This window comes from Streptococcus sp. 400_SSPC, assembly GCF_001072745.1.
Taxonomy (GTDB): Bacteria; Bacillota; Bacilli; order Lactobacillales; family Streptococcaceae; genus Streptococcus; species Streptococcus xiaochunlingii.
The window spans coordinates 1-23,407 of sequence record NZ_JVIQ01000050.1 but is presented as its reverse complement, the minus strand read 5'-3'; the positions used below and the strand labels follow the sequence as shown (position 1 = coordinate 23,407).

21 protein-coding genes and 1 pseudogene are annotated in these 23,407 nt (G+C 43.9%); 4 read left to right on the top strand and 18 right to left on the bottom strand.

The genetic code is table 11. The features are described from left to right. Nucleotides 1-65 precede the first annotated feature (65 nt). Both ADH49_RS06645 and ADH49_RS06640 read right to left on the bottom strand, forming a co-directional pair. Nucleotides 66-2,591, bottom strand: coding sequence for an ABC transporter ATP-binding protein/permease (locus tag ADH49_RS06645; RefSeq protein WP_048690954.1), 2,526 nt, complete (start codon nucleotides 2,589-2,591; stop codon nucleotides 66-68). Nucleotides 2,592-2,702: 111 nt separating this feature from the next. Beyond that, nucleotides 2,703-3,611, bottom strand: a complete 909-nt coding sequence (locus ADH49_RS06640) for a cation diffusion facilitator family transporter (protein WP_048690951.1) — start codon at nucleotides 3,609-3,611, stop codon at nucleotides 2,703-2,705. A 136-nt stretch (nucleotides 3,612-3,747) separates the two neighbouring features. Here ADH49_RS06640 and ADH49_RS06635 point away from each other — a divergent pair, with 136 nt between their 5' ends. Both ADH49_RS06635 and ADH49_RS06630 read left to right on the top strand, forming a co-directional pair. Then, on the top strand, nucleotides 3,748-4,293 hold the full coding sequence (locus tag ADH49_RS06635; RefSeq protein WP_048690949.1) for a TetR/AcrR family transcriptional regulator: 546 nt from the start codon (nucleotides 3,748-3,750) through the stop codon (nucleotides 4,291-4,293). A 31-nt stretch (nucleotides 4,294-4,324) separates the two neighbouring features. Then, a complete protein-coding gene (locus ADH49_RS06630; RefSeq protein ID WP_048690947.1) occupies nucleotides 4,325-4,657 on the top strand; it encodes a hypothetical protein in 333 nt (110 codons plus the stop codon). A 46-nt stretch (nucleotides 4,658-4,703) separates the two neighbouring features. On the opposite strand, the gene ADH49_RS06625 is transcribed toward ADH49_RS06630, so the two are convergent. From ADH49_RS06625 to ADH49_RS06565, 13 genes and pseudogenes are all read right to left on the bottom strand, one after another. Next, entirely contained in the window at nucleotides 4,704-5,642 is a 939-nt protein-coding gene (locus ADH49_RS06625; protein WP_048690945.1) for an AEC family transporter, read from the bottom strand. A 125-nt stretch (nucleotides 5,643-5,767) separates the two neighbouring features. After that, on the bottom strand, nucleotides 5,768-6,562 hold the full coding sequence (gene pnuC, locus ADH49_RS06620; RefSeq protein ID WP_048690940.1) for a nicotinamide riboside transporter PnuC: 795 nt from the start codon (nucleotides 6,560-6,562) through the stop codon (nucleotides 5,768-5,770). A 544-nt stretch (nucleotides 6,563-7,106) separates the two neighbouring features. Next, complete coding sequence (locus tag ADH49_RS06615; RefSeq protein WP_048690938.1) at nucleotides 7,107-8,627, bottom strand: ABC transporter permease/substrate-binding protein; 1,521 nt, start codon at nucleotides 8,625-8,627, stop codon at nucleotides 7,107-7,109. Beyond that, complete coding sequence (locus tag ADH49_RS06610; protein WP_048690936.1) at nucleotides 8,620-9,348, bottom strand: ABC transporter ATP-binding protein; 729 nt, start codon at nucleotides 9,346-9,348, stop codon at nucleotides 8,620-8,622. The genes ADH49_RS06615 and ADH49_RS06610 overlap by 8 nt, the downstream gene beginning before the upstream one ends. Continuing rightward, the gene (locus ADH49_RS06605) at nucleotides 9,341-10,195 is read right to left on the bottom strand and encodes an SDR family oxidoreductase (RefSeq protein ID WP_048690934.1); all 855 of its coding nucleotides are present in this window, start codon (nucleotides 10,193-10,195) and stop codon (nucleotides 9,341-9,343) included. The genes ADH49_RS06610 and ADH49_RS06605 overlap by 8 nt, the downstream gene beginning before the upstream one ends. 18 nt (nucleotides 10,196-10,213) lie before the next feature. Continuing rightward, nucleotides 10,214-10,663: a MarR family winged helix-turn-helix transcriptional regulator gene (locus tag ADH49_RS06600; protein ID WP_048690932.1), complete on the bottom strand. Its 450-nt coding sequence runs from the start codon at nucleotides 10,661-10,663 to the stop codon at nucleotides 10,214-10,216. A 139-nt stretch (nucleotides 10,664-10,802) separates the two neighbouring features. After that, nucleotides 10,803-11,948 (bottom strand): DUF4767 domain-containing protein, encoded by a 1,146-nt coding sequence (locus ADH49_RS06595; protein WP_048690929.1) that lies wholly within the window; start codon nucleotides 11,946-11,948, stop codon nucleotides 10,803-10,805. Between the two features lie 108 nt (nucleotides 11,949-12,056). Next, on the bottom strand, nucleotides 12,057-12,917 hold the full coding sequence (locus ADH49_RS06590) for an alpha/beta hydrolase (RefSeq protein WP_048690927.1): 861 nt from the start codon (nucleotides 12,915-12,917) through the stop codon (nucleotides 12,057-12,059). Further along, nucleotides 12,904-14,138: pseudogene (locus ADH49_RS06585) on the bottom strand (PTS transporter subunit EIIC). The gene ADH49_RS06590 and the pseudogene ADH49_RS06585 overlap by 14 nt, the downstream one beginning before the upstream one ends. A 179-nt stretch (nucleotides 14,139-14,317) precedes the next feature. Continuing rightward, nucleotides 14,318-15,316 (bottom strand): UDP-glucose 4-epimerase GalE, encoded by a 999-nt coding sequence (gene galE / locus ADH49_RS06580; protein ID WP_048690925.1) that lies wholly within the window; start codon nucleotides 15,314-15,316, stop codon nucleotides 14,318-14,320. 64 nt (nucleotides 15,317-15,380) lie between these two features. Further along, nucleotides 15,381-16,847 (bottom strand): UDP-glucose--hexose-1-phosphate uridylyltransferase, encoded by a 1,467-nt coding sequence (gene galT, locus ADH49_RS06575; RefSeq protein WP_048690922.1) that lies wholly within the window; start codon nucleotides 16,845-16,847, stop codon nucleotides 15,381-15,383. Then, nucleotides 16,847-17,506, bottom strand: a complete 660-nt coding sequence (locus ADH49_RS06570; RefSeq protein WP_048690920.1) for an HAD family hydrolase — start codon at nucleotides 17,504-17,506, stop codon at nucleotides 16,847-16,849. Before ADH49_RS06570 ends, galT begins: the two co-directional genes overlap by 1 nt. Before the next feature lie 11 nt (nucleotides 17,507-17,517). Beyond that, nucleotides 17,518-18,684, bottom strand: coding sequence for a galactokinase (locus tag ADH49_RS06565; RefSeq protein ID WP_048690919.1), 1,167 nt, complete (start codon nucleotides 18,682-18,684; stop codon nucleotides 17,518-17,520). Nucleotides 18,685-18,825: 141 nt separating this feature from the next. Between ADH49_RS06565 and ADH49_RS06560 the strand changes: the two genes are divergently transcribed. Next, nucleotides 18,826-19,827: a LacI family DNA-binding transcriptional regulator gene (locus ADH49_RS06560; RefSeq protein ID WP_048690917.1), complete on the top strand. Its 1,002-nt coding sequence runs from the start codon at nucleotides 18,826-18,828 to the stop codon at nucleotides 19,825-19,827. Between the two features lie 29 nt (nucleotides 19,828-19,856). After that, nucleotides 19,857-20,798, top strand: a complete 942-nt coding sequence (birA, locus tag ADH49_RS06555; RefSeq protein WP_048690915.1) for a bifunctional biotin--[acetyl-CoA-carboxylase] ligase/biotin operon repressor BirA — start codon at nucleotides 19,857-19,859, stop codon at nucleotides 20,796-20,798. Between the two features lie 40 nt (nucleotides 20,799-20,838). Here birA and ADH49_RS06550 read toward each other — a convergent pair whose 3' ends face one another. The 3 genes from ADH49_RS06550 to ADH49_RS06540 are packed head-to-tail and all read right to left on the bottom strand — an operon-like array spanning nucleotide 20,839 to nucleotide 23,263. After that, nucleotides 20,839-21,051, bottom strand: coding sequence for a DUF3272 family protein (locus ADH49_RS06550; RefSeq protein WP_048690913.1), 213 nt, complete (start codon nucleotides 21,049-21,051; stop codon nucleotides 20,839-20,841). A 38-nt stretch (nucleotides 21,052-21,089) separates the two neighbouring features. Next, the gene (dnaX, locus tag ADH49_RS06545) at nucleotides 21,090-22,766 is read right to left on the bottom strand and encodes a DNA polymerase III subunit gamma/tau (protein ID WP_048690910.1); all 1,677 of its coding nucleotides are present in this window, start codon (nucleotides 22,764-22,766) and stop codon (nucleotides 21,090-21,092) included. Continuing rightward, nucleotides 22,766-23,263, bottom strand: coding sequence for a GAF domain-containing protein (locus ADH49_RS06540; RefSeq protein ID WP_048690908.1), 498 nt, complete (start codon nucleotides 23,261-23,263; stop codon nucleotides 22,766-22,768). The genes dnaX and ADH49_RS06540 overlap by 1 nt, the downstream gene beginning before the upstream one ends. Nucleotides 23,264-23,407: the final 144 nt, after the last annotated feature.

Below are 23,407 nucleotides of genomic sequence, written 5' to 3'. Positions count from 1 at the left end.
ATTTCTACACAATAGAAAAAGTGGATAAAGAAACATTCTTCTATCCACTTTATTGTTTACAGCTTTTATTCGCTACGTAAAGATTCCACTGGGTCTTTCTTTGCGGCGATGCGTGAAGGGATGAGACCAGCTAACATGGTAAGGACAATGGAGATACCAATTAGGATGAGCGCTGCTTCCCATGGTAACTGCGCCACGTTCTCCACGTTAGTCATTTTCGCAACGACGGCATTGATTGGAAGTGTTGCAAGAAGTGTAATTCCGATACCGAGCACCCCGGAAATAAATCCTTCGATGGCTGTTTCGGCGGTGAAGATGCGACGGATGTCTTTCTTCGAAGCCCCCATTGCACGTAGGATTCCGATTTCTTTTGTACGTTCGAGAACCGAGATGTAGGTGATAATCGCAATCATAATCGATGATACGATGAGCGAGATGGCTACGAAACCAACAAGTACGGTTGTGATTACACCCACCATTGTCGTAATGGATGACATGATGGTTTGAATATCGTCGGAGTAGGCGAGCACTTTGTCGTCTTCGCCAGCGTCTTTTTTGGCTGTGTTATAGGCGTTGATGAAGTCCTTCAACTCTTGTTTTTGTTGGAACGAAGAGGTGTAGAACTCGATGGCAGCCGGTTTGGATTTATCGATAACCCCCAATTTCGCGAGGTTTTCCTCGTAAGTGGCAGCCGAGTTTTCGTTGTATTGTTGGATGTATTGCGCTTGTTGTTCAGGCGTCAATTTGACCAGCTGGATTTTTTCTTCTTCGGTTAAATCAGCAGAATTGAATGGTTTTGGATCTTTGGCAAATGCTTTACCAGTAAATACATTGATGGTAGGGTTGGCTTCTTGCTCTTTCACGATGTCACTGTTTTGAATTTGTTCAGAAGTGTAATCGATAAGGTCGCTCGTATAAGCCACACCGCCAGAAGGAGAGTTCACACCAGAACTTGTGCCTTCTTTTTGACGAAGAACGCCGACGATTTTAAGCTCGAGGCCATTCTCGATTTGCGTCTTCATATACGCTTCGTCGTCAATTTTATTCATCCATTGGTTGTTTTCTTTTGCGAAGCGGTTCGTGTTCACAACGGCTTTGAATGTTTTCCCGATGAAATCCCTATACTGATAGGTTTGTGATTTGAGTTCGTCGAGTTTCTTTACATCGTTTAATTCGCTAGGGTCTTTGATGCGTAAGCTATAAAGGAGCAGGTCGCTGATTTGGTTATCTTCATCGACGATAAGGACGATTTCAGATTTATCCTTTGGAAGGCGACCTTCTAGCACGTCATATTGCGCTTCCAGCATGGCTTCGTCACTTGAAAGTTGGCTCCAGTAGTCGATGTTTTGCAAGTAGCCTTTAATCGTTTGATTGGCCGTATCAACTTCGGACGCGAGGTTAGATGGAAGAATGCTCTTTGGACCGCCCGATGTGTCGCTAGCGTAAATATATGGTTGCAGGTTGTATTGGTAACGAATGTCTTTTGTAAGGGTTGCGATTTCTGAAGCGTGTTTATCCAAGTAAGTCTTGAAGGACGCGAGGTCATTTTTTCCGATTTGTTTTTTCAATAGATTCGTTAAAAGCGTATTGACACCGAGTTCGTTTTTATCCCTATAAGGCTTTTCACTCAAGTCTGGAGATGTTGCCATAAGATTACTCTGGTTTTGCTCGCTAATCGTCAGTGGCAAAGAGACGAGAGTGTCTTCTTGCACCTTTTTCACATAGTCGCTCACACCGTTTGAGAGGGACAGAATAAGGGCAATCCCGATAATCCCGATGGAACCTGCAAAGGCAGTCAGGAAGGTACGGCCTTTCTTCGTCAATAAGTTATTAAACGAAAGGGCCAGAGCCGTCAGAAAACTCATCTTTGTCTTCGTGAACTGAATGTCGCCTTGTTTGGTTTCTTCTGTAGGCTCATACGGATTCGAGTCGCTCAAGATGTTTCCATCCAATACCTGTACGATTCGAGTGGAGTAGGTTTTTGCCAGCTCTGGGTTATGCGTCACCATGATGACCAGACGTTCCTTGGCGATGTCTTTTAATAAATCCATGATTTGAACAGAAGTCTCAGAATCGAGCGCTCCTGTTGGCTCATCGGCTAAAACGACTTTAGGATTATTGACAAGGGCACGCGCAATCGCGATTCGTTGCATTTGTCCGCCAGACATTTGATTTGGTTTCTTATATAAATGGTCTTTCAATCCAACGCGTTCGAGCGCTTCGATGGCACGTTTCTTGCGTTCCGCTTTAGAAACACCAGAGAGCGTCATCGCAATCTCGACGTTTGAGAGTGCCGTTTGGTGACCAATCAGATTATAGGATTGGAAGACGAATCCGATGGTGTGGTTTCTGTAGCTATCCCAATCGCGGTCTTTAAATTGCTTGGTTGATTTTCCTTGGATGAGTAAATCACCCGATGTGTATTGGTCGAGTCCACCGATGATATTTAAGAGGGTCGTTTTCCCTGAACCCGATTGTCCGAGAATGGAGACGAACTCATTTTTACGGAAGCGAATCGAGATATCTTTCAACGCGTGAAACTCTTGATTGCCCGTATAATACACTTTTGAAATATGTTGTAGTTGTAACATATACTCGTTCCTTTCATAAATATGAGTAGTCTATCACAATTTGAATCCGAGGTCAATATATTAAATTGATGATTTTAAAAATATCCTCAACAAAGCATTGTTCGATTTTCATTAATGATGGTGGTGATGATCATGCCCATGATGTTGATCAGCTTCCAGTTCTTCGATATTGCGCTTGTGGGCTCGGTGAGTAGCCAAGTCTTCGTCCACCTCAATGGTAATGTTTTGGAAACCACAATCTTTGAGCAAGGTACGAATCGCTTCTTTACAAACCTCCATGTGGTTGACATGCTCTAGACAAACATGGACAATGGCGTTTTTTTCCAGGCCATCCATGGTCCAGAGATTGAGCTGATTGATACTAGTCACATGGTCCAACTGCTCCAAATCACTCTTGACTTGCTGGATATCCACTCCTTCTGGCACAGCATCGAGGAAAATCTTGAGCGTACTCCAAAAACGTGGAAGGGCTTTGGACAAGATGAACGCAGAAATTAGAAGAGATAAGAGGGGATCGAGGAAGTACCAATCAGTGTAGCGCAAGATGATGGCGACGACAATCACTGCCAACCAACCTAGTGTATCCTCAAGGAAATGGAGACTCAGGATGGATTCATTCTTAGTCTGCCCCTTACGGACGATGAGACTGGCTGTTAGATTTATGGCAATCGCAATGACTCCCAACCAAAGCATTCCCTCATGATCCACCGGCTGAGACTCGATTAGCTTGCTGATATTCTCTAGAATGACTAAACTAGAGCCTGTTATGAGGATGACTGCTGTCAGGATGGCCCCCAAGAGGCTAAAGCGCTTGTAGCCCAGGGTATAGTGGCTGTCCTCCTCCCGATTGGAAATACTTTCGAGAAAAGCTGAGATACCAATAGCCAAGGCATCTCCCAAGTCATGGACAGCATCCGCTAAGATTGCACTGGAGCCAAAGAGACCGCCAAAGATAAATTCGATGATGGCAAAGCTAAAATTTAAGACAAAAGCCAGCCAAACAGCAAATTTTGAACTCATTTTTGACCTCCTTTAATATATGGTATAATGGGAATAGATGATTCTCTCACTAGTATTATCTCCTACTCTATTTAGAAAGGATAGAAGCAAACCGTTCTTTATGTACGTTACTGAATAGTTTGTTCGAATTGTCTATATGAGTCAAACCGACCGGCGGATTGCTAAAACAAGAAAAGCGATCTATACAGCCTTCTTAGAACTGTTAAATAGTAAAGGTTATCAAGCGACGACTGTTCAAGATATTATTGATCGGGCAGATGTTGGGAGGTCTACCTTTTACAGTCATTATGAAAGCAAGGAACTATTGCTTGACGAACTCTGCCACTACCTATTCCATCACTTGTTTGAGAGAGAGGCACACCTAGCTGCAGAAGACTACCTGGCTCACATCTTTCTCCATTTCCGAGAAAATCAAGACCACGTAACCAGCCTCCTTCTCTCCAAAAATGATTATTTTCTCCGTCAACTTCATAAGGAATTAGAAGCCCATGTCTATCCTATGGTGGCAGATGATTTAAAAACAGCTCATCCTAGAATTCCAACTTCTTACCTCAAGCACTTTGTCGTTACTAACTTCATCGAAACTCTGACCTGGTGGTTGAGAAAAGGGAAAGCTTATAACGAGCAAGAAGTTGTTAGCTTTTATTTAGATGTTATGGAAATGACAGCTAAACAAGAATAAACATCATTTTTCTAGCTAGAAAGGAAATCTTATGAACCTCCTTATTCTTCTTGGTATTTTTACAGCCTTCTTAGCCCTTGCCTTTCCCCTCCTTCATTTATTGGCCAGCCTTTCAGAATTAAGAAAGGGCAAGAATACTCTAGGAAATCGACTTCTATTCATCGGAAGTTGCCTTGCGACCTTTTCTCTCATCCTCTACTTCTTTTTACCGATTGTTGCTTTATTCCTTTGGATGATTGGCTGTGGTTTGATTTGCTACGGGGCCTATTGGAATGGCAAGCACAAAGAAAACTTCAAACCAGTTCATCATGTTATTCGAGTGGGCATCGCTCTGGTGATTACAATTTTATTAGCTCTCATATAAGAAAAGCTCAGGTTTTTTCAATGAAAACTTGAGCTCTTTTTATTTATTAAGCCATCAACAGCATGAGAATAGGGATCACCACCATGGTTGCAAGGGTCGTCTCTGTCACCATGACGGATGCATAATTACTATCAGCACCGTAGAGTCTGGCAACAACTGGCGCATTGGTCATCACAGGCATGGCGGACTGGATGATAAAGACTTGCTTCATCAAGTTTGGAAGAGGCATCCAGTAAACGATGGAAGCCATTAAGAGTGGAGCAACCAGGAAGCGACCTAGTAGAATCAATAGCTGATCTTTTCCCAGAACCAACTGCTTCACACCTACATGAGACACTGACAAACCGATGAATATCATGGATAAAGGGGTTGTTAAATTACCCATATACTGCAAATCACTGGCTAGAAAGGCTGGCAACTTGATCTGCAGCATCACCAAGACTAGTCCCAAGAGAAAGCCCATGAGTGGCGGAGAAAAGACTTTTTTCAGACTCGTTTTGAGATCAAACTGAGCTTCTCCCTCACCATCCCGCTGGATGAGATAGGTCCCCAAGGTCCAGAAAAAGGTCGTATTGCACATGTAATAGATCAAAACATAGGGAATGCTGGCATCTCCAAAGAGGGCTTGGTTAATAGGAAGCCCCACGAAGATGGTATTGGAGTTAAAAAACATGGAAATAAAGAGGCCACGACGGTCCTGTCTCACCGCAAAGATTCTGGCTACTCCTGTCGCGATGCCAAGCAAAATAACCATAGACAGGGCAGGAAACCGCAAGGCTGGCAACATTTTAAGTAGATCTTCTGCTGTGAAGCGCTGCGTGATGGTGTAGAGCATATAGCAGGGAAGAGCAACTTGAGTGACCAATTTAGCGAGTAGGCCACGCGACTTGTCATCGAACCAGCCTTTTTCACCAATGACAAAGCCCACTAAAATCATACCCAGGATGACGAGAATCCCCGATATACTCCTCAAAAAGATGTCCATGTATTCTCCTTTTTTATATATTTGAACTAGAAAAACCCATTTTTATAAGTCTCAAAAACTACTCTAGTATATCACAAAAATAGGTTGGGCAAAATTCCCAACCTATTGCATTTTATTGATTATCACTAATACCCCTTCTTAGCAGCGTTCGTCCATTGGTACCAACCAACTAGACTGTTGATTAAGTAAATGAAGTATTTCCCTTGAATTTGAAGGCTCTCTCCCCACCAAAGGTAGATAGAGAAAACGTTGGTCGCTGCCCAGAAAATCCACTGTTCACGGTAAACAGCTGTCATCAAGAGTTGGCCAACCCCATTTGTTGCATCCGTGATGGAATCCCGATACGGACGATTGGCCCCAATTGACTGATATATAAGCCCGAAAACTAACCACCAAAGCACGCTAATAGATAGATACTTGGTCCATCCGACCTTATCTAATTTACGGGCAACAAATTCTTGTTGTTCTTTTTTGAATTGAGCTTGATAAATCCATACCAGAAGGCCAATCGGCTGCATGACTGTGAAGTATAGGGTTGTCAAAACCTCACCGTAAAAGCCTTTTTGTAAGGCCAATATCAGATAGATAATAGAATTGATCAAACCAAAGAGGTAGTTACTAGCACGACCTTCCGATACAAAGATCACGCAGATAATCCCTGTTAGACTACAAATCATCCCAGTCCAATCCACTATGCGGTGCTCGTATATAAGCTCCAACCACAGTGGGAAACTTCCCAATACCAAGAGGTAAATCCAGCCTCCTAAGCTACGATGGGCAAAGAGGTCTTTCCAGATTGCTTTTAAGCTCCCAAGAAAGCCAAGCTTCTTCATCCCGGCAACCATCCTGTGGTAACCACCTGACATCTCACTGAGAGTCACTTTGGCATTTGCGAGTTTCTTTTGGAAATAAGTATTCATTTTTTCTCCTTTTGTTTTTAAAGAGCCGTGTCTATTTAGACTTTCGGACGCAACGCTCTATAGATTTTTAATTTGAACTGCTTCTCCTTTCACAGATCCCTTAGTCGACATCAGGGATTCTCTTGAAAAAGATTGTTCAACAGTTCACAACCAATCATACGCCTATTTTCATAGAAGTCAAGATTTTTCTGAAATTTTCCTAAAAACGTTCGGGAATTAAAAAATAGATCAAACATCCCTGAAGACTTCAGAAAATCAATTGGAGATAACTGCTATAAAAAACAAACACCATTTCTGATGTTTGTTGAGACTGTAGACAAACTGTTCTTTTATATCAATCTAATAACTTCTTTAAAGATGAAATAATATTATTTATTAGATTTATTCAACCATCTTCTGAAACTTTCCTCTGTGAGAAAAGTTCTAGAAACACTAGTGTTTCTAGAACTCGGAATTATTGAGCCTAAGGAAAGCTATTTTGAGTATTTTATCTTCAATCTGAAACAACTTAAATAAAGTGACTTATTTCAATTTAAAATTCGGATTATTTTTTGATAAACCCTTCTTTCACCAGAAAGTCACGTGCCACTTGATTAGCAGACTTGCCTTCTACTCCGACTTGGTAATTCATCTGGCTCATTTGGTCTGCTGTGATTTTACCAGCCAACTTATTGAGAACAGCTTCCAACTCAGGGTGTTTTTCGAGCAATGCAGTTTTCATGAGGGGCGCCCCTTGATAAGGTGGGAAGAGTTGCTTGTCATCTTCAAGGACCACCAGGTCATAACGAGCCAGCTCGGCATCCGTTGAGTAGGCATCTGTTATCTGGATATCGCCAGACTGGATCGCCTGGTAGCGAAGGGCTGGCTCCATGGTGGAGACTTGTAGATTAAGACCATAGACCTTCTGCAATCCCTTGTTTCCGTCCTCTCGGTCGTTAAACTCCAAGGTAAAGCCTGCCTTGAGTTGTCCTTCTACCTTTTTCAAGTCGGAAATGGTCTTAAGGCCATACTCTTGGGCAATTTTCTTAGGCACCGCGACAGCGTAGGTATTCTGATAAGCCATGGGTTTGAGCAAGGCCAAGTCGTCTTGTCGTTTGATCCCATCTCGGGCTGCTTTGTAGACTGCTTCTGGATCATGACCGACTTGTGGTGCTGGCTTGAGGAGACTTTCGGTCACGGTCCCTGTAAACTCTGGATAGATAGCGATGTCCCCTTTTTTCAGGGCTTCATAGAGGAAGGTGGTCTTCCCAAAATTCGGCTTGACGGTCACTGTCATGTCCGTGTTTTCCTCGATCAAGATCTTATACATGTTAGCTAGAATTTCGGGTTCTGGTCCTAACTTCCCAGCAATGACCAGGTTTTCTTTTTCTGGTTTTGGAAGAAGACTTGGTGCATAGCTAGCTCCCAATCCAAGGACCATGAAAGCAAAGGCCGCAAAGATGGTCCGCAATTTAGCCTTTTCCATCCATTTGAGAAGAAGGTTAAAGGCGATGGCTAAGAAGGCAGAAGACAGAGCACCGATCAAAATCAGACTGGCATTATTGCGGTCAATCCCCAGAAGGATAAAGGAACCGAGTCCTCCTGCTCCAATCAAGGCAGCTAGGGTAGCCGTCCCGATAATCATCACAGCTGCTGTCCGTATTCCAGACATAATGACGGGCATGGCCAAGGGAATCTCGAACTTCTTGAGTCGTTCCCACTTGGTCATTCCAAAGGCGACCCCTGCTTCTTCTAGACTTGGGTCTATCCCTTGCAAACCGGTGATGGTATTTTGAAGGATGGGGAAAATGGCATAGATGACGAGAGCTGTCAAGGCCGGAAGCGTCCCAATCCCCATAATAGGAATGAAGAGGCCGAGAAGGGCCATGGAAGGAATGGTCTGGAAGATCCCAGCTACCTGTAAGACCCAGTTGCTAGCTCTCTTGCGTGTACTTAAATAAACAGCTAGCGGGACAGCCAGAAAAACAGCAAGGAGCAAGGTCAGTAATGACAGTTGCAAATGTTGCCCCAGTGCAGTGAGCCAGTCCCCAAATCGTTCTTGAAAGGTTGCAAGTAGTTTAGACATGGTGAGCACCTCCAAATAAATCTGCGACAAAGTCGTTGGCTGGCTTGACTAGGATGATTTTAGAATCCGCCACCTGCACAATCTCTCCTTCTTGCAGTACTGCAATCCGGTCGCCTAATTTCAAAGCCTCGTCCGTATCATGGGTTACGAAGATGGTCGTCATGCCGAATTCTTTATGTAAATCTTTTGTAAGAGCCTGCAACTGCTTGCGAGAGATGGCATCCAAGGCTGAAAAAGGTTCGTCCATCAATAGAATCTTTGGTTCCCCAATGATAGCTCGCACAATGCCAATCCGCTGTTGCTCCCCACCAGATAATTCACTAGGCATGCGATTTGCATACTCTGCAGCAGGTAGGCCAACCTTGGCCAAGAGTTCTTCTGTTTTGGAGGAGATTTGCTCCTTGCTCCAGCCCTTCATCTCAGGAATGAGAGCAATATTTTCCGCAACTGTCAGGTTAGGAAATAGGGCAATGGCTTGAAGGACATAGCCGGTACTGAGACGTAACTCCCGTTCATCATAGTCCTTGATCCGTTTCCCATCCATATAGATATTTCCATCTGTCGGCTCCAAGAGACGGTTGACCATCTTGAGCATGGTGGTCTTTCCAGATCCTGAAGGACCCACTAGTACCATAAATTCTCCATTTTCAATTCGGAGATTGACATCTTTTAAAATATTTTTATCCGTGTAGCGCAAGGCTACATGTTTGTATTCAATCATGTTCTTCCTCAATAAATTTTCTATCTCTAAGAATATCCAATAGACTACTTGCTGGATGCCCTAGGACTTTTTCGACATCTGTTGAAACCCCAGCCTGTTCGCCAGCTTTAATCGCTGTATAGGTACTGACCCAGGCATCGTACTCCCAGTTTTGTGCTGGCCATTTTTTCCGTGACTCATAGGCTTCTTCTACTGATTCATCTACATACGTGATGGTCTTACCGCTCTCTTTTGAGAGGAGCGCTACGATTTCTTCCATGGAAAGATCCTCTGGCCCTGTCAGATTCAAGGTTTGATTTTCCCACTCCTTAGGATTTAAAAGAATCTCTGCCGCAACCCTAGATGTGTCCTTACGGGCAACAGCTGACACAAGACCACTTCCTGCTGGACCACGAATTTCTCCATTTTCAAGCGCAATATCAATCAAGAAGTCCAAGTAAAAATTATCTCTCAAAAAAGTGTAGGTGAACCCTGACTCCTTGATATAGGCTTCCGTCTGGGCATGATCTCGAGACAAAGTGAAAGTTGCCTTCTCATCTGCCCCATAAAAGGAGGTATAAACAATTTGCTGCACCCCCGCTAGCTTTGCAGCATCTAAAAACTCCTTGTGCTCCTTGACACGCTCTGGATTTTCCCTAGCAGAAACCATCAACAAGATATCGATACCCTTCAAGGCCTCAACCACCTCTGGAGTATTGGCATACACTATTTTACGGATTTCCGCAGACGCGTAAACTTTTGCACGCTCTGGGCTTCTTGCTAGATGGACTGAAGCGATTCCTTTTTTATCAACAAGATCAGCCATATAGGAACCTAATTTCCCTGTTACACCTGTTATTCCAATCATAACTGTTACTTCCTTTCCCTAGATGTCATTCTCTTTAGCTTTTAGATTTGAGATAATACGCTCTTGATAAGCTTCAAATTCCTGGATTTCTTGATCAGAAAATCCTTGATAAAAAATCTCTCCAAGTTCGTTGCTGACACGGTCGCCAATCTCTTTTTGCGCCCAACCGAGGTCTGTCAAAGAGATATATTTTTTCCTTTTATCCTGCGTACAAGGTTGAATCGTGACCAAGCCTTGTTCTTCCAATTTCTTAACCATACTGGTCAATGTATTATTGGCTAGACCCGTCGCAAGAGCGATATCGGTCGCAGTAGCGCACCCCAACTCTTGCTTCCATAAAATCGTTAAAATTTTTCCCTGTTCACTTCTGTATTGAGCATCTGGTTCCTTGCTCAAGAGTTTTTGAAAGATACGCCCGTTTAACAAACGAATCTGTAGAGCTTGATAGCCCCCTAACCCCTTGTTCATTTCAACTCCTTATTCTTCTATATCGAACTTTTTGAACTATTGTAACACTCTGTATTACATCTGTCAACTATTTCGATATCGAAATATTATTTTTAAAAAAAAAAGAGTTTGGCCAAGACCAAACTCTGGATAATAAAAATTACTCTTCTTCCACTAAGCGTTTGAACTCTGCCTGGAGTTCAGCATTTTCTGTCGGTTTAAGATACATTTGTCCTCCATTAGTTGTATCTGAATGAAAGACGATCGGTTCTCCCGTATTGGTGATAGCGAAAAAGTAACTATGAACATCTGGAAATTTATCCCAATTGCTATAACGCTCTACAATTCTGTACTGGGCATTTCCTAGACCTGTATCCGTATACTCGGCATTCATTTTCTCACTTGGACCATCCCCAAGGATATAGAGATGGTCAGCCCCAACGTCTCCTCCTGCGATTCCCTTTTGGTAATTGGGTTGTCCTAGTCTTCCCCCCCAGTCCTTTATAAAAGCTTCCAGTTTCGCCGATTTGTTGGCATTCCAAGGAGCTTTTAGTTGTGTTTCTGATTTAGTTGAACGACTTGGAACTTCAAATTCCTGCCAATCGAGACCTCTTAAATCAATTTGATCGGATGCATTTTTTCCAAAATCAGCAGCAATATCATTTGCTTGTATTTGAATCTCTTTTTCTTGGAGGATAGTCGCTTGCTTTTGCTTAGCATTAAGCTGATAAAGAGTTCCATAACCTTGACCCGTACCTGAGGACCAGCTAAGCTCCAAAACTTCTCCTTCTTTATAGACAAGAGCAGCATTTCTTGCTCCACCATGGCCTGCCACGAACCCTTCTGCTAAAAGGACTGGTTTCCCAGCTTGCAAATAATAAAGACCGGTTAAGAAATATTTGCCACTCACATTTAGGTCTGCAATCAACAGTTCCTCTATCCCATCATTATTCAAATCTGCAAAGGCATAACGCATTTCATCTGCTTGGTTAACTGCATTCTCGATTGCCCAACTATTGATTGGACGCTCAGTTGCTTGTAAACTTTGATAGAGACTTGCAATACTTGCTGTATCCTTTGGCGAGGTCAAAATCTTTTGATAATCCTCAAATATGGGCTGGTACAACTTCTTGTAATCCTTTTTCACCTCTTTTTTAGTAACTTTTTTACCGGAAGATGATATCGACGATGTTTCCGAGCTGTTATTCAACTGACTAGAATGTCGAGGAGTCCGTTTGCTACAACCAACCGTAACAAGTCCTGCTGCTAGGAGAATGACTGCTCCCAATTTCTCTTTTCGTTTCATAAGTTTCTCCTTTTGTGTCATCCTTGATAGCTGTACTTTTCTCTATATTATACCAAAAAAGAAGGCTACACCTAATAATTTGTGTAAAACCTTCTTAGTATATATGATTTAATTCGGATTCTTCTGCTCCTGCCGATTTTGATGATCCTGACTTTCAATGTGTTGCTTGATCAAGGCGACCACTTCATCATTGGTCGGAAGGTCCGAGTGTTGCGCATCCTCTCCTGTCACCGTGATCTCTGTATAACTGGCTGCTTGATTTTGATAGATATACTTACCAGCCGATACACTAGCATCCGGAACCAACTCATCCGAGTCATAGGTAATGGTACCAGCTACCGAATACATATGAAGGGTTGTCGGAATAGCTTCTCTGTTCTTGATAAAGTCTGCCAACATCTCTGATTTATTTTTGATGTTGGTCTCGGTAAAGTTATAAGGGGTCCCAATGGTCATGAGGGTCTTGAGATCCACGTCATAATCCCCTAGATAATTTTCAATAAAGGCGGTATAAATCAAGCCTCCATTAGAGTGGGCCAGTCCCTTAAAGTTATTGAAGTTGTATTTTTCTTGCAAGGCTTCAAAGGCTTGGTTAACCATTTTGGCTTGCTTTTTGATATTGCTGTAGCCATCCTTGTTGTTTTCAAAACCAAGGACGATAATCGGTTCATTGTCCTTGGCATCGATACTCCCACTATAAGTAATGGTACCATCATTCCAGACCTTGACCTTGAGCAGGCTGTGTTTGGTTCCTTGCCGGTCTTGGTTGAGCTTGGTCACCAAGCCATCAAAGCGATTTTCCGTCGCAGAGCTTCCCGGGATCATGATAATTGGCGATAGTTTTGAATTATAGAATTTTTCGATTTTCTGGACATTTTTTCGAGTCCAGCTATAAGAAGGCACGACCAAGCTAATCAAGAAAAGGCAGACCAAGGTGAAAACCAGCGCTGTTTTTTTAGAGATTTTCATGGCTTCCTCCTTCTTCTAGCAAATCTTTCCGAACTTGGTTGCCAATACGGACAAAGGGAATATAAAGCACTACGTCCAGGGCAAAGCAGAGGAGACTCACAGCTAAAGCTCTTAGGCTTCCTCCCGTCCCAATAAAAGCATAAAGGATGCTTGGTGTCCCATCTGGCACTGGATAGACAGCTGCTGGCATCAGTTTGAAGCACAAAGCCAGAGCTGCCATTCCCATATTGACCAAGGGGATCAATAAGAAGGGAATCACATATAGCAGGTTGAGGAGGACCGGGATTCCTACCATAAAAGGAGCGCCATTGTTAAAGAGGCTTGGAAAGATACTAAGGAAACTAACTTTCTTGTCCTTTTGACTTCGTGAAACCAGTAAGATCGCGACTAAAAGTGCTAGGACTGAACCAACTCCTGCCACCATGCCGTAACTGCGGTACAAATTGGTCAAGGTGTAGAGATAAGGAATGCCTGTTGTCGTATGATTGGTGACGGCATAAGTCAGATTTTCCAAGGCAAAACTATCATCCGCAATCGAGTTCAAGGCAAAAACCTGACTGTTTCCTACCCAAGCCGATAAAATATTCAAGAGTCCCATGACAAAAGTGGATAGGAGGTGATGACTAGTCACGGTCAGTAAACTGAAAAATTGACCTATGGTCTGAAAGACACGGTACTGATTGCCCAGGACTAAGAGGCCATTTAAACTGACTCCTAAGAGCAGAGACAAGAAAATCGGACGTACAGTCTTGGGTTGATAAATAAAGTCTTTAGTGACGATTTGGTCGTCACTGGCTTTGGAAAGACGAAAAATCTGGCCAATTAGGTAACCTAAAAAAATCGCCAAGAAAATATTGATCGTCGCAGGTAGATTGATGTGAGATAGTTGCCATCCCGAAGAGGCCCCATCAATAATCCCTGTGAGCTAACAAGAAAACTGACCATAAGAGCTGTCACACCAGCCGTTCCTGTACTTCTCCCATAATGTCCAGCTGTATATTTCCCTGCAAAATAGGTTGCTAAAGGTCCAGCCAAACCACTTGTAAAATTAGAAAGATTGGACAAGACTTGACCCGTGAGCTGAAAACCTGGGAACCCGTCCGAAACAGAAAAGAGCATATTTATATAGCCTCTATCTGAAAAGAAGGACTGGGAAATCACGCGAACAATTGCTGAGAAAAGTAAAAATGGAAAGAGAGATACCAAGGTCTTCTGAGTGATTTGTACAAATCCACGCTCTCGAAACCTGAGAAATTTTTACACCAAATATTTTATCATTCTTGCTCCTACTATCCTTGTTGACCCGTTAGGTGACATTACTCGTGCACACCCTTCTGTTTTCTTCATTATAGCATATTCCCCCATACAAAAACTCAAGCCAACTGACTTGAGTTTTCGTCTTATCGATCATTGTAGCCATCTGGGTGGCTGGAATGCCAAGCCCAGGCTGTTTGGATAATGGTTTCGATATTGTCAAATTTTGGCTGCCAGCCGAGAATGGCACGCGCCTTCTCAGAGGATGCGATCAGGGTATCTGGATCTCCTGGTCTGCGATCTGCAATCTCCAGAGGGATTGGATGTCCCGTCACCTTGCGGGCTGCTTCTACGATTTGAAGATTGGAGAATCCAGTCGACGAGCCCAGGTTAAAGGCAGTAGATGGGTTGCCATTACGCAGATACTCCACTGCTAAAAGATGGGCATCCGCCAAGTCAAATGGATGGACATAGTCCCGAACATTGGTGCCATCTGGTGTCTGGTAGTCATCTCCAAAAATAGAGATCTTCTCGCGTTTTCCTTGGGCCACTTGTAAGACGATCGGTAAGAGATGGGTCTCTGGTCCATGGTCTTCTCCGATAGTTCCGTCAGGCTTAGCACCTGCTACATTAAAGTAACGAAGGGGCACATACTTGATGCCGTAGGCTTGATCAGCCCAACGCATGATGGTTTCCATCATGAGCTTGCTTTCGCCATAAGGGTTGATTGGTTTTTGCGGAGTGGTTTCAAGAATCGGAATTTCTTCTGGAATGCCGTAGGTGGCAGCAGTTGAAGAAAAGACGATGTAGTGCACCCCACATTCATGCATGTCTTCCAAGAGCTTGACCATGCCTGCTGTATTGTTGTCAAAATATTTCAATGGATCGGCCATGGATTCAGCGACCAGTGAGTAGGCCGCAAAGTGGATGACCGCATCAATATCTGCATGTTCCTTAAAAACAGTGCGCATAAAGTCTTGATCCGCCAAGTCTCCTTGGTAAAAGACGGCATCTGGATGCACCGCTGCACGGTGGCCTGTGACCAGGCTATCGACCACGACGACTTTTTCCTGTCCTTCATTAACCAAGCGGTCCACCATGTGGGAACCGATATAGCCAGCTCCTCCGAGTACGAGTATTGCCATTTATTTTCCTTTCGCTTCTTTGTCTTCTCTCTTATTGTACCAAATTTCTGCCTTTTCTCCACACTTAAAGCGTCGCAACAAAGCGTCTAAAGGCTGCTTGTCCTTCTGCTGTTCTCTTGTAGACTCCAGCATCTTCCAGCACGCGCGCAAAGATCTGGCCAACTGATTCACGGACAAGGGCCTCTGCCTCTGCTTCTTCTGTGATGGCTGTGTGAGTGGCTTTCAAGTCATCCGCCCAAGCCTGGTGGTAGGTCGCCACAGTATTCTCACGTCCAAGTAGATAGTCTTGGACCTGCTTGAGCTCTTCCTTGAGACGAGGTGGCAAAATCGCCAAGCCCATGACTTCGATCAAGCCGATATTTTCTTTTTTAATGTGTTGCACATCCGCATGTGGGTGATAGATACCATCTGGATGCTCTGGTGAGGTTTGGTTGTCACGGAGCACCAAGTCCAGCTCATAATGCCCATCACGAATTCGTGCAATGGGGGTAATGGTATGGTGGGGCTGACCGTCGGATGCCGCTAAGACTTGAACGGCTGGAACCGAGTAGCCACGCCAGGCTGTAAGGATATGGTCTGCCAGAGCAATCAATTGTTCCTTGTCGTCTGATTGCAAACGTAGAACCGACATGGGCCAGTTGACAATCCCTAGCGATACAGCCTCAAAGCCCTCAATGTTAAAACTTTCCTCAACAGGAGCTACTTCCATTGGGAAGACATGACGCCCCCCTTGATAATGATCGTGTGTCAGGATAGATCCCCCTACAATGGGCAGGTCAGCATTCGAACCAGCAAAATAACCTGGAAACTGCTCTACAATTGCTAACAAACGTTCAAAACTTTGGCGACTAATGGCCATAGGACGATGTTGGCTATCTAAGAAAATACAGTGTTCATTAAAGTATGCATAAGGCGAATACTGGAAGCCCCACTCCTGCCCAGAAATGTCAAAACGGATAATACGATGATTGCTTCTAGCTGGATGGTTGACACGACCATGGTAGCCCTCATTTTCCATACAAAGCTGACATTGAGGATAGTTGCTCGACTTGACCAACTTCGCTGCCGCGATCTCTTTTGGATCTTTTTCAGGCTTAGAGAGATTGATGGTAATCTCCAGTTCACCGTAGTCAGACGGTACACGATAAGCAATATTTTTTGCGATAGCCTTTAGTTTGATGTAGTCATTCTTCTGACTAAGTTGGTAGAAATCCGCAATCGCCTGCTCTGGTGACTGGGCATAAGTAGCCCAAAAGTCACGATTAACCTGACTCGGACACGGCGTTACCAAGTCCATGAGGTCAGCATCGAGAATCTCGCGCGCAGCCAGACTATCTTCAATCGTTTCCAAGCGAACGGCTTCCTCGACAAGCTGATCTTTAAGGTCAATCAAATTATCTTGGTCAGTCTTGACTTCAAGAACCCCATCTCCCACCAGTGCCAAGACGCGATTGGTCAGATAGATACGATCCAACTCTTCAAAGGCACTTTCTGCAATGACTTTGGTAACAAATGTTTCTACTAAGGTCACTAGAAAACCTCCTTCTTACTTTCTAAATAATCTCTAACAGCATCCAAATCCTGAAAAACTTGTTCTGTTTTATTTAAGAAAGACTGTGCTGGTATTTTTAAATCTGGAATACAAATAACTGGAATCCCAGCTCTAGATGCCGCTTCAATACCTGCTTCACTATCCTCTAGTACCAAGCAATTCTCTGGTAAAGCATTCAAATCGCTACAAGCCTTTAAAAATATATCTGGGTATGGCTTGCTTCGTTTGACATCTTTTGCAAAAACTAGATGGTCAAATAGAGACAGGATCCCATTGCTATCCAATATCATTCTAGCCCGAGATTCAACACTTGAAGTTGCTAGGGCGATTGGGATGACCTCTGTTTTCAAAAAAGTAAGCAAATTTTTAGCACCTTTTTTTAAATGAACACCTTGGGCTAAGATTCGACCTTCTAGTTCATAAACTTTAGCCAGAGTTTGTTCGAAATTCCAAGGTAAATCATAGGTATCCAAAAATCGTTGAACATTTTCCTCTTCCCTATGTCCACTGTAGTCTCTAGAATAAGTTTCTTCTGTGAAAGGAATTCCAAAATCTCTAAGCAATTCTTGATAAACTTTTAGAGAAATGATTTCAGTATCGGCTAATAAGCCATCTAAATCAAATATTACAGCTTCCATATCCTTCTCTCCTAGTCTAAAACGTGAGTACCACCTGCCACTTCAGCGATATAGAAGCTTGGAGCATAGCCAACGATTTCTTCATAGTGTTTGCCAACAGCTTCCTTGAAGGCTTCAACCGCATCTTTTTGAACCAAGGCAATCGCACAACCACCAAAACCTGCTCCTGTCATACGAGCACCAAGAACACCTTCTTGAGCCCAAGCTGTATGAACCAAGGTGTCCAATTCAAGTCCAGTTACCTCATAATCGTGTTCTAAGGATACGTGGGAAGCATTCATGAAACGGCCAAAAGCTTCCAAATTTCCTTCTTCCAGAGCCTTACGAGCTTGGAGAGTCCGTTGGTTTTCGAGGACAGCATGGCGAGCTCGTTTGATGCGATTTTCATCCTTGATCAAGTAGCTATAGGTATCAAAATCCCAGACATCCAATTCACCCAAGGTTTGGATGTCTAGTTTGCCTTGCAATTCTGAGACAGCTGTTTCACATTCCGCACGGCGTTCATTGTATTTTGAATCAATCAATTCTCGACGTTTGTTGGTATTCATAATCACGACGACATTGTCTTTCAAATCAAGGGGCACCAAATCATATTCCAAGGTGTTGGTATCCAGATAAATGGCTCGTTGGTCAGCTCCCATGCCGATCGCGAACTGGTCCATGATGCCAGAGTTGACCCCGATAAAGTGGTTTTCTGTTTGTTTTCCAATTTTAACCAAGTCCACCCGATCCACTGTCAAACCGTAGATCCTTTCTGCAATGACTCCCGTCAGCATCTCTAGTGAGGCTGAAGAAGAGAGACCAGATCCATTTGGAATATTCCCGTAGACATAGACATCCATCCCCACATCAATGGTGTGACCAGCTTCTTGCAAGAAATGAAGAACGCCTTTTGGATAGTTGGTCCAGTTGTGCTCCTCTTCAAACTGAAGGTTTTCAAGAGGAACTTCAATGATGCCCTTGTCTTCAAAGTTAGCAGAGAAGAAACGAAGAAGCTTATCCTCGCGTTTGCGAGCTGCTCCGTAGGTACCAAGGGTGATAGCTGCAGGGAAGACGTGACCCCCGTTATAGTCTGTGTGCTCACCAATCAGATTGATCCGACCTGGTGAGAAAAAAGTATGATCCGCTTCTGCTCCAAAGACTGTTTGAAAAGCGTTCCGAAGTTCTTGAGTATTCATTGAGATTACCTCACTTATATAGTTATTTATCTTTAGTGTAACCCTTTTCATCAAGCAAATCAATTAATTTACTAAAATTTTAGTAAAATACACTAACCAGGCCAAAGCTATGATATACTAGAGGACAGAAGGAGAAAACTTATGGCTACATTAAAGGATATTGCCAGTCTCGCTAACGTATCCATCGCCACTGTTTCACGTGTGCTGAATCAAGATACTAGTCTTTCTGTAACGGAGGAAACCCGCCACAGAATTTTGACCGTTGCTGACGAACTAGGCTACACCAGACATCAGAAAAGTGGGAACTTTAAGAAAGAAAAACAACAAATTGTCATCATCCAATGGAAAAGTGAAGAGGGAGAGCTGGACGACCTTTACTACTACAACATCCGTTTAGGCATTGAAAAAAGAGCACAGGATCTCGATTATGGCATCCTACGCTATTTCAATGATATTCCCTTTCGATTAGGGGAGGAAGTTGTTGGGGTCATTTGTATTGGAAAGTTTAGTAGAATTCAGATTGTCGAGCTACAAAAGCTAGCCAAGCCTCTGGTTTTTGTCGATAGTAACACTCTTAACCAAGGACATCCTTGTGTCACGACTGAATTTGAAAATGCTGTACAGACCGCTCTTCACTATTTACGAAAACAAAGGTGTACAACGATCGGTCTCCTAACCGGTGAGGAAAAAACGACTGACCTACTGGAAAGTATTCCCGATCCTCGGCGCAGAGCTTATCGTAACTACTGCATCGAAAGAAACATTTATCACCCTGAACTCATCCTCACAGGTAGTTTTACAGCTCAATCAGGCTATGACCTCATTTCCGCTAAACTTCAGTCTGGCTCACCCTTACCAGATGCATATTTTGCTGCCAGTGATAGTTTGGCCATTGGGGCTCTCCGCGCCTTTCAAGAAGCCGGCATCAAGGTCCCTGATGACATCCAACTCATCTCCTTTAATGATACCAGTTTAGCCAAGCAAGTCTTTCCTCCCCTCTCGACCATCACTGTTTTTACAGAAGAAATGGGACGTACCGCTATGGACGTCCTCAATAAGCAAGTCCTAGCACCGAGAGAAATACCGACCCTCACCATGCTAGGAACCAAACTCACCTTAAGAGAAAGTACCAAGAATGGATGATCTTCCATCCTTTTCGAAAATAAGAAACTATGAAAACACACGAAATTTTATACCAAACCTTATCCCAAGCTCAGGATTATGTCAACGGCGAGCAACTAGCCCAGGAAATGGGCCTATCTCGCACCTCTATCTGGAAAGCAATCCAACGTCTAGAAAAAGAAGGCATCGAGATTGAGTCTGTTAAAAATAGAGGCTACAAGATCCTTTCTGGAGACCTCCTAATCCCCCAAGTCATCGAGGAGCTTAGTCCATTGACAGTCTCCTATAATCCCCAGTGCCAATCCACCCAGTTAGACGCTAAGAATGCCATGGAAGCGGGTGCCCAATCTGCTACTCTGTATCTGGCTCCTTTTCAAACGGCTGGTAAGGGGCGTTTTGGGCGCGACTACTTCTGTCCTTCTCAAGGGGGGATCTACATGTCCCTCCACCTCAAGCCCAACCTCCCTTTCGATCAAGCTCCCGCCTATACCCTCATGGTCGCTGCTGCTATCTACAAGGCTCTGAAAAATCTAGCCTTACTGGACGTCGATATCAAGTGGGTCAATGACATCTACTACAAGGGGAAAAAAGTTGGAGGCATTCTGACTGAAGCCATCAGCTCTATCGAAACAGGCCTCATCACAGATGTCATTATTGGTGTGGGGCTCAATTTTTCCATCACTGATTTTCCAAGGGAACTGGAGGACAAGGCAGGGGCCCTCTTTGGTGCCCAGCCTCCCATTTCCCGCAATGAACTGATTGCTGAGATTTGGAAGGAGTTTTTCACCACTCCAGAAGAGGAGCTGATCTACCTCTACAAGCAACGTTCACTGGTCCTAGGTAAAGAAGTCCGCTTCGAACAAAATCAAACCAGCTACCAAGGTCTGGCCAAGGATATCTCAGATAGTGGACAACTACTAGTCCAACTGGAGGAAGGCCAAGAACGCTGGCTCAACAGTGGCGAAATTTCCCTCAAACAGTGGGACCTGTAAAACAGATCAACAGCTCAAAAAAATAAGCACCTCTCGGTGCTTATTTTTTATACTTATCCCGTTTTTTCTGATTGAGCTGTTGATCGATACTTTCGACCAATTTCCCTAAGATATAGCTGACTTGCAAATTTCTCAGTATCAAGAGAGCCCAGAAGATAGCTGCCAGGTAACTTTCTCTCATTACTGCATCATTGAAAAAATAGGTTTCAAAGGCTGTAAAGATAGCCATAGTCCAAAATTGACGTTTATTCATATTGTTATTCTACCACGATTTTCTGAAAAAAGCACAGGCTAGTCTTCTTGGATCGTAATTTTCTCAGAGAGAAAATCAAAACCTTCCGGAATGACAGGCTCTTCTGCCACCTCGACTTCATCCTTGTGACCACGCGCTTTCTTCGAGAATTCCGCCCGGACCTGGGTCCACTCCTCCATGGAAATGGCCAAAATTTCAGGTGAGAATCCGGCTGCATTGCTCAAAATATTGCCAAACATGGTATTGAGGTTATCTCGCTTCATGGTCTGTTCGGCATTAAAGGCAGACTCAAAAGCAAGAATCGCATGGCGTTCATTGGCCGCAACCGGTTGCGAACCAACCAGCAAGGCCTTATCTGCCCCTGCTAAGCTTTCAATAATTTCCCCCCAAGCATTTTGCAGGCGGATGAGATTGTTACGGGCTAAATCTGGATTTTCAACCGCTTCTTGTAAGATGGCTTGAACCTTATTGCGATCCACTCGATAGTCCTTGCTAGACTTCTGAGGACGGGCTGGAGCTGACTTGGCTACAGGAGACCCGCTCCCTACTTGAGCTAATTGACTTTTCAGTAACTCCACTTCTCTTTTGAGTTGGTCCATTTGTGCCAAGAAATCTGCTGGAAGAGCCGTTTGACTAGCTGAAGAGCCCTCACCTTTGTATTCTGCCAAGCGAATGGTCATCATCTCTGTATAGATCTTGGGCTGCAGGCTGTTTTTGATATCCGCTAAGCTCCTTGTCGCAAGATCAATCCAAGCAAAGAGGGTGGCTTGCGGAATGGCTAGATTCTGGTTAAATCGTTCACTGACATGGAGATTTTCCCCACCTGTCTGAACGATTAAGAGATCCCGTAAATACTGCAAGAGATCTGTCACAAAGCGGGCCATATTTTTCCCATTATCAAAGATGAGGTTTAACTGGTCCAAGGCAGCTGTTGCATCTTGTACTGCCAAGGCTGCCACATAGAGATCCAAAGCTTCTTGACTAATGGAGCCTGTGATTTCTTCTGCCGTCGCAGTGGTCAATTGGGCACCAGCTGTCAGGCTGAGGGCCTGGTCCAAAATGGACAAGGCATCCCGCATCCCACCTTCTGCCCGACGGGCAATAATGGCTACAGCTTCTTCTTCGTAATCAATGCCTTCTTTATCCAAAACAGCTTTTAGGTGGTCTTGAATGGCTGGCGTCTTGATGGATTTGAACTCAAAGCGTTGAACCCGCGAAAGGATGGTTGCTGGAATCTTATGCAATTCCGTTGTCGCTAAAATAAAGACCACATTTTCTGTCGGTTCTTCCAAGGTCTTGAGAAGGGCGTTAAAGGCTCCCGTTGAGAGCATGTGGACCTCGTCAATAATATAGACCTTATGAGGGGCTAGGCTAGGCGCATAGGTGGATTTATCGCGGATATCGCGGATCTCATCCACCCCATTATTAGAAGCAGCGTCAATCTCGATGACATCCTCTAAACTACCATTGGTAATGGCTTCACAGATATAACATTCGTTACAAGGCTCTCCCCCTTTTTGATTGGGGCAGTTCATGGCCTTGGCAAAGATTTTTGCCACACTGGTCTTCCCGGTCCCACGAGGGCCAGAAAAGAGATAGGCGTGGCTAATTTTTCCCTGTTCGACTGCTTGTCGTAGGGTCGTTGCAATAACCTCCTGCCCTACAAGCTGGCCAAAGGTCTGGCTTCGGTATTTACGATAGAGGGCTTGATACATTAGTCTACTACTCCAAACATCCTAAAATTCCAATTTGTTTTTTTGAGCAAGATGGCTACAAAACGTTCCAAATAAAGGCGATCCAGGTCGTCATAATCTCCCACCCGATCCGAATCTAGATCCAACACTCCCAGCAACTGGTCCTTCAAGACCATGGGGACCACAATCTCACTCATGGCCCGACTGTCACAAGAGATATAATTGGCATGCTGGGTTACATCCTCGATGACCAGCGTCTCTCTTTTCTCTGCTGCTTCTCCACAGACACCTTTTCCTAGAGCGATATGGACACAAGATACCTGTCCTTGAAAGGGACCTAAAATCAACTCTTTTTGATCATAGAGGTAAAAACCTGCAAAGACTGAATGAGGTAGAGCTTGATTGAGCAGAGCACTGGCATTGGCTAAATTGGCCAAGGCATTGTTCTCTCCTTCTAAGAGAGCTTCTAACTGGGCTAGTAGGAGTTTGTAATTTGATTCTTTTTCTTGCGTATTCATACCCTTTATTATACCAAACTTTGGCTAGAAAATTAAGTATTTACCACAGAGCAAGCCTTGATAAAAACCCGACTAGACATCGGCACTGCACCCCAATAATGGGACAAGAGAAAAAACCTCTTATGCGACCAGTTTTCTGTACTC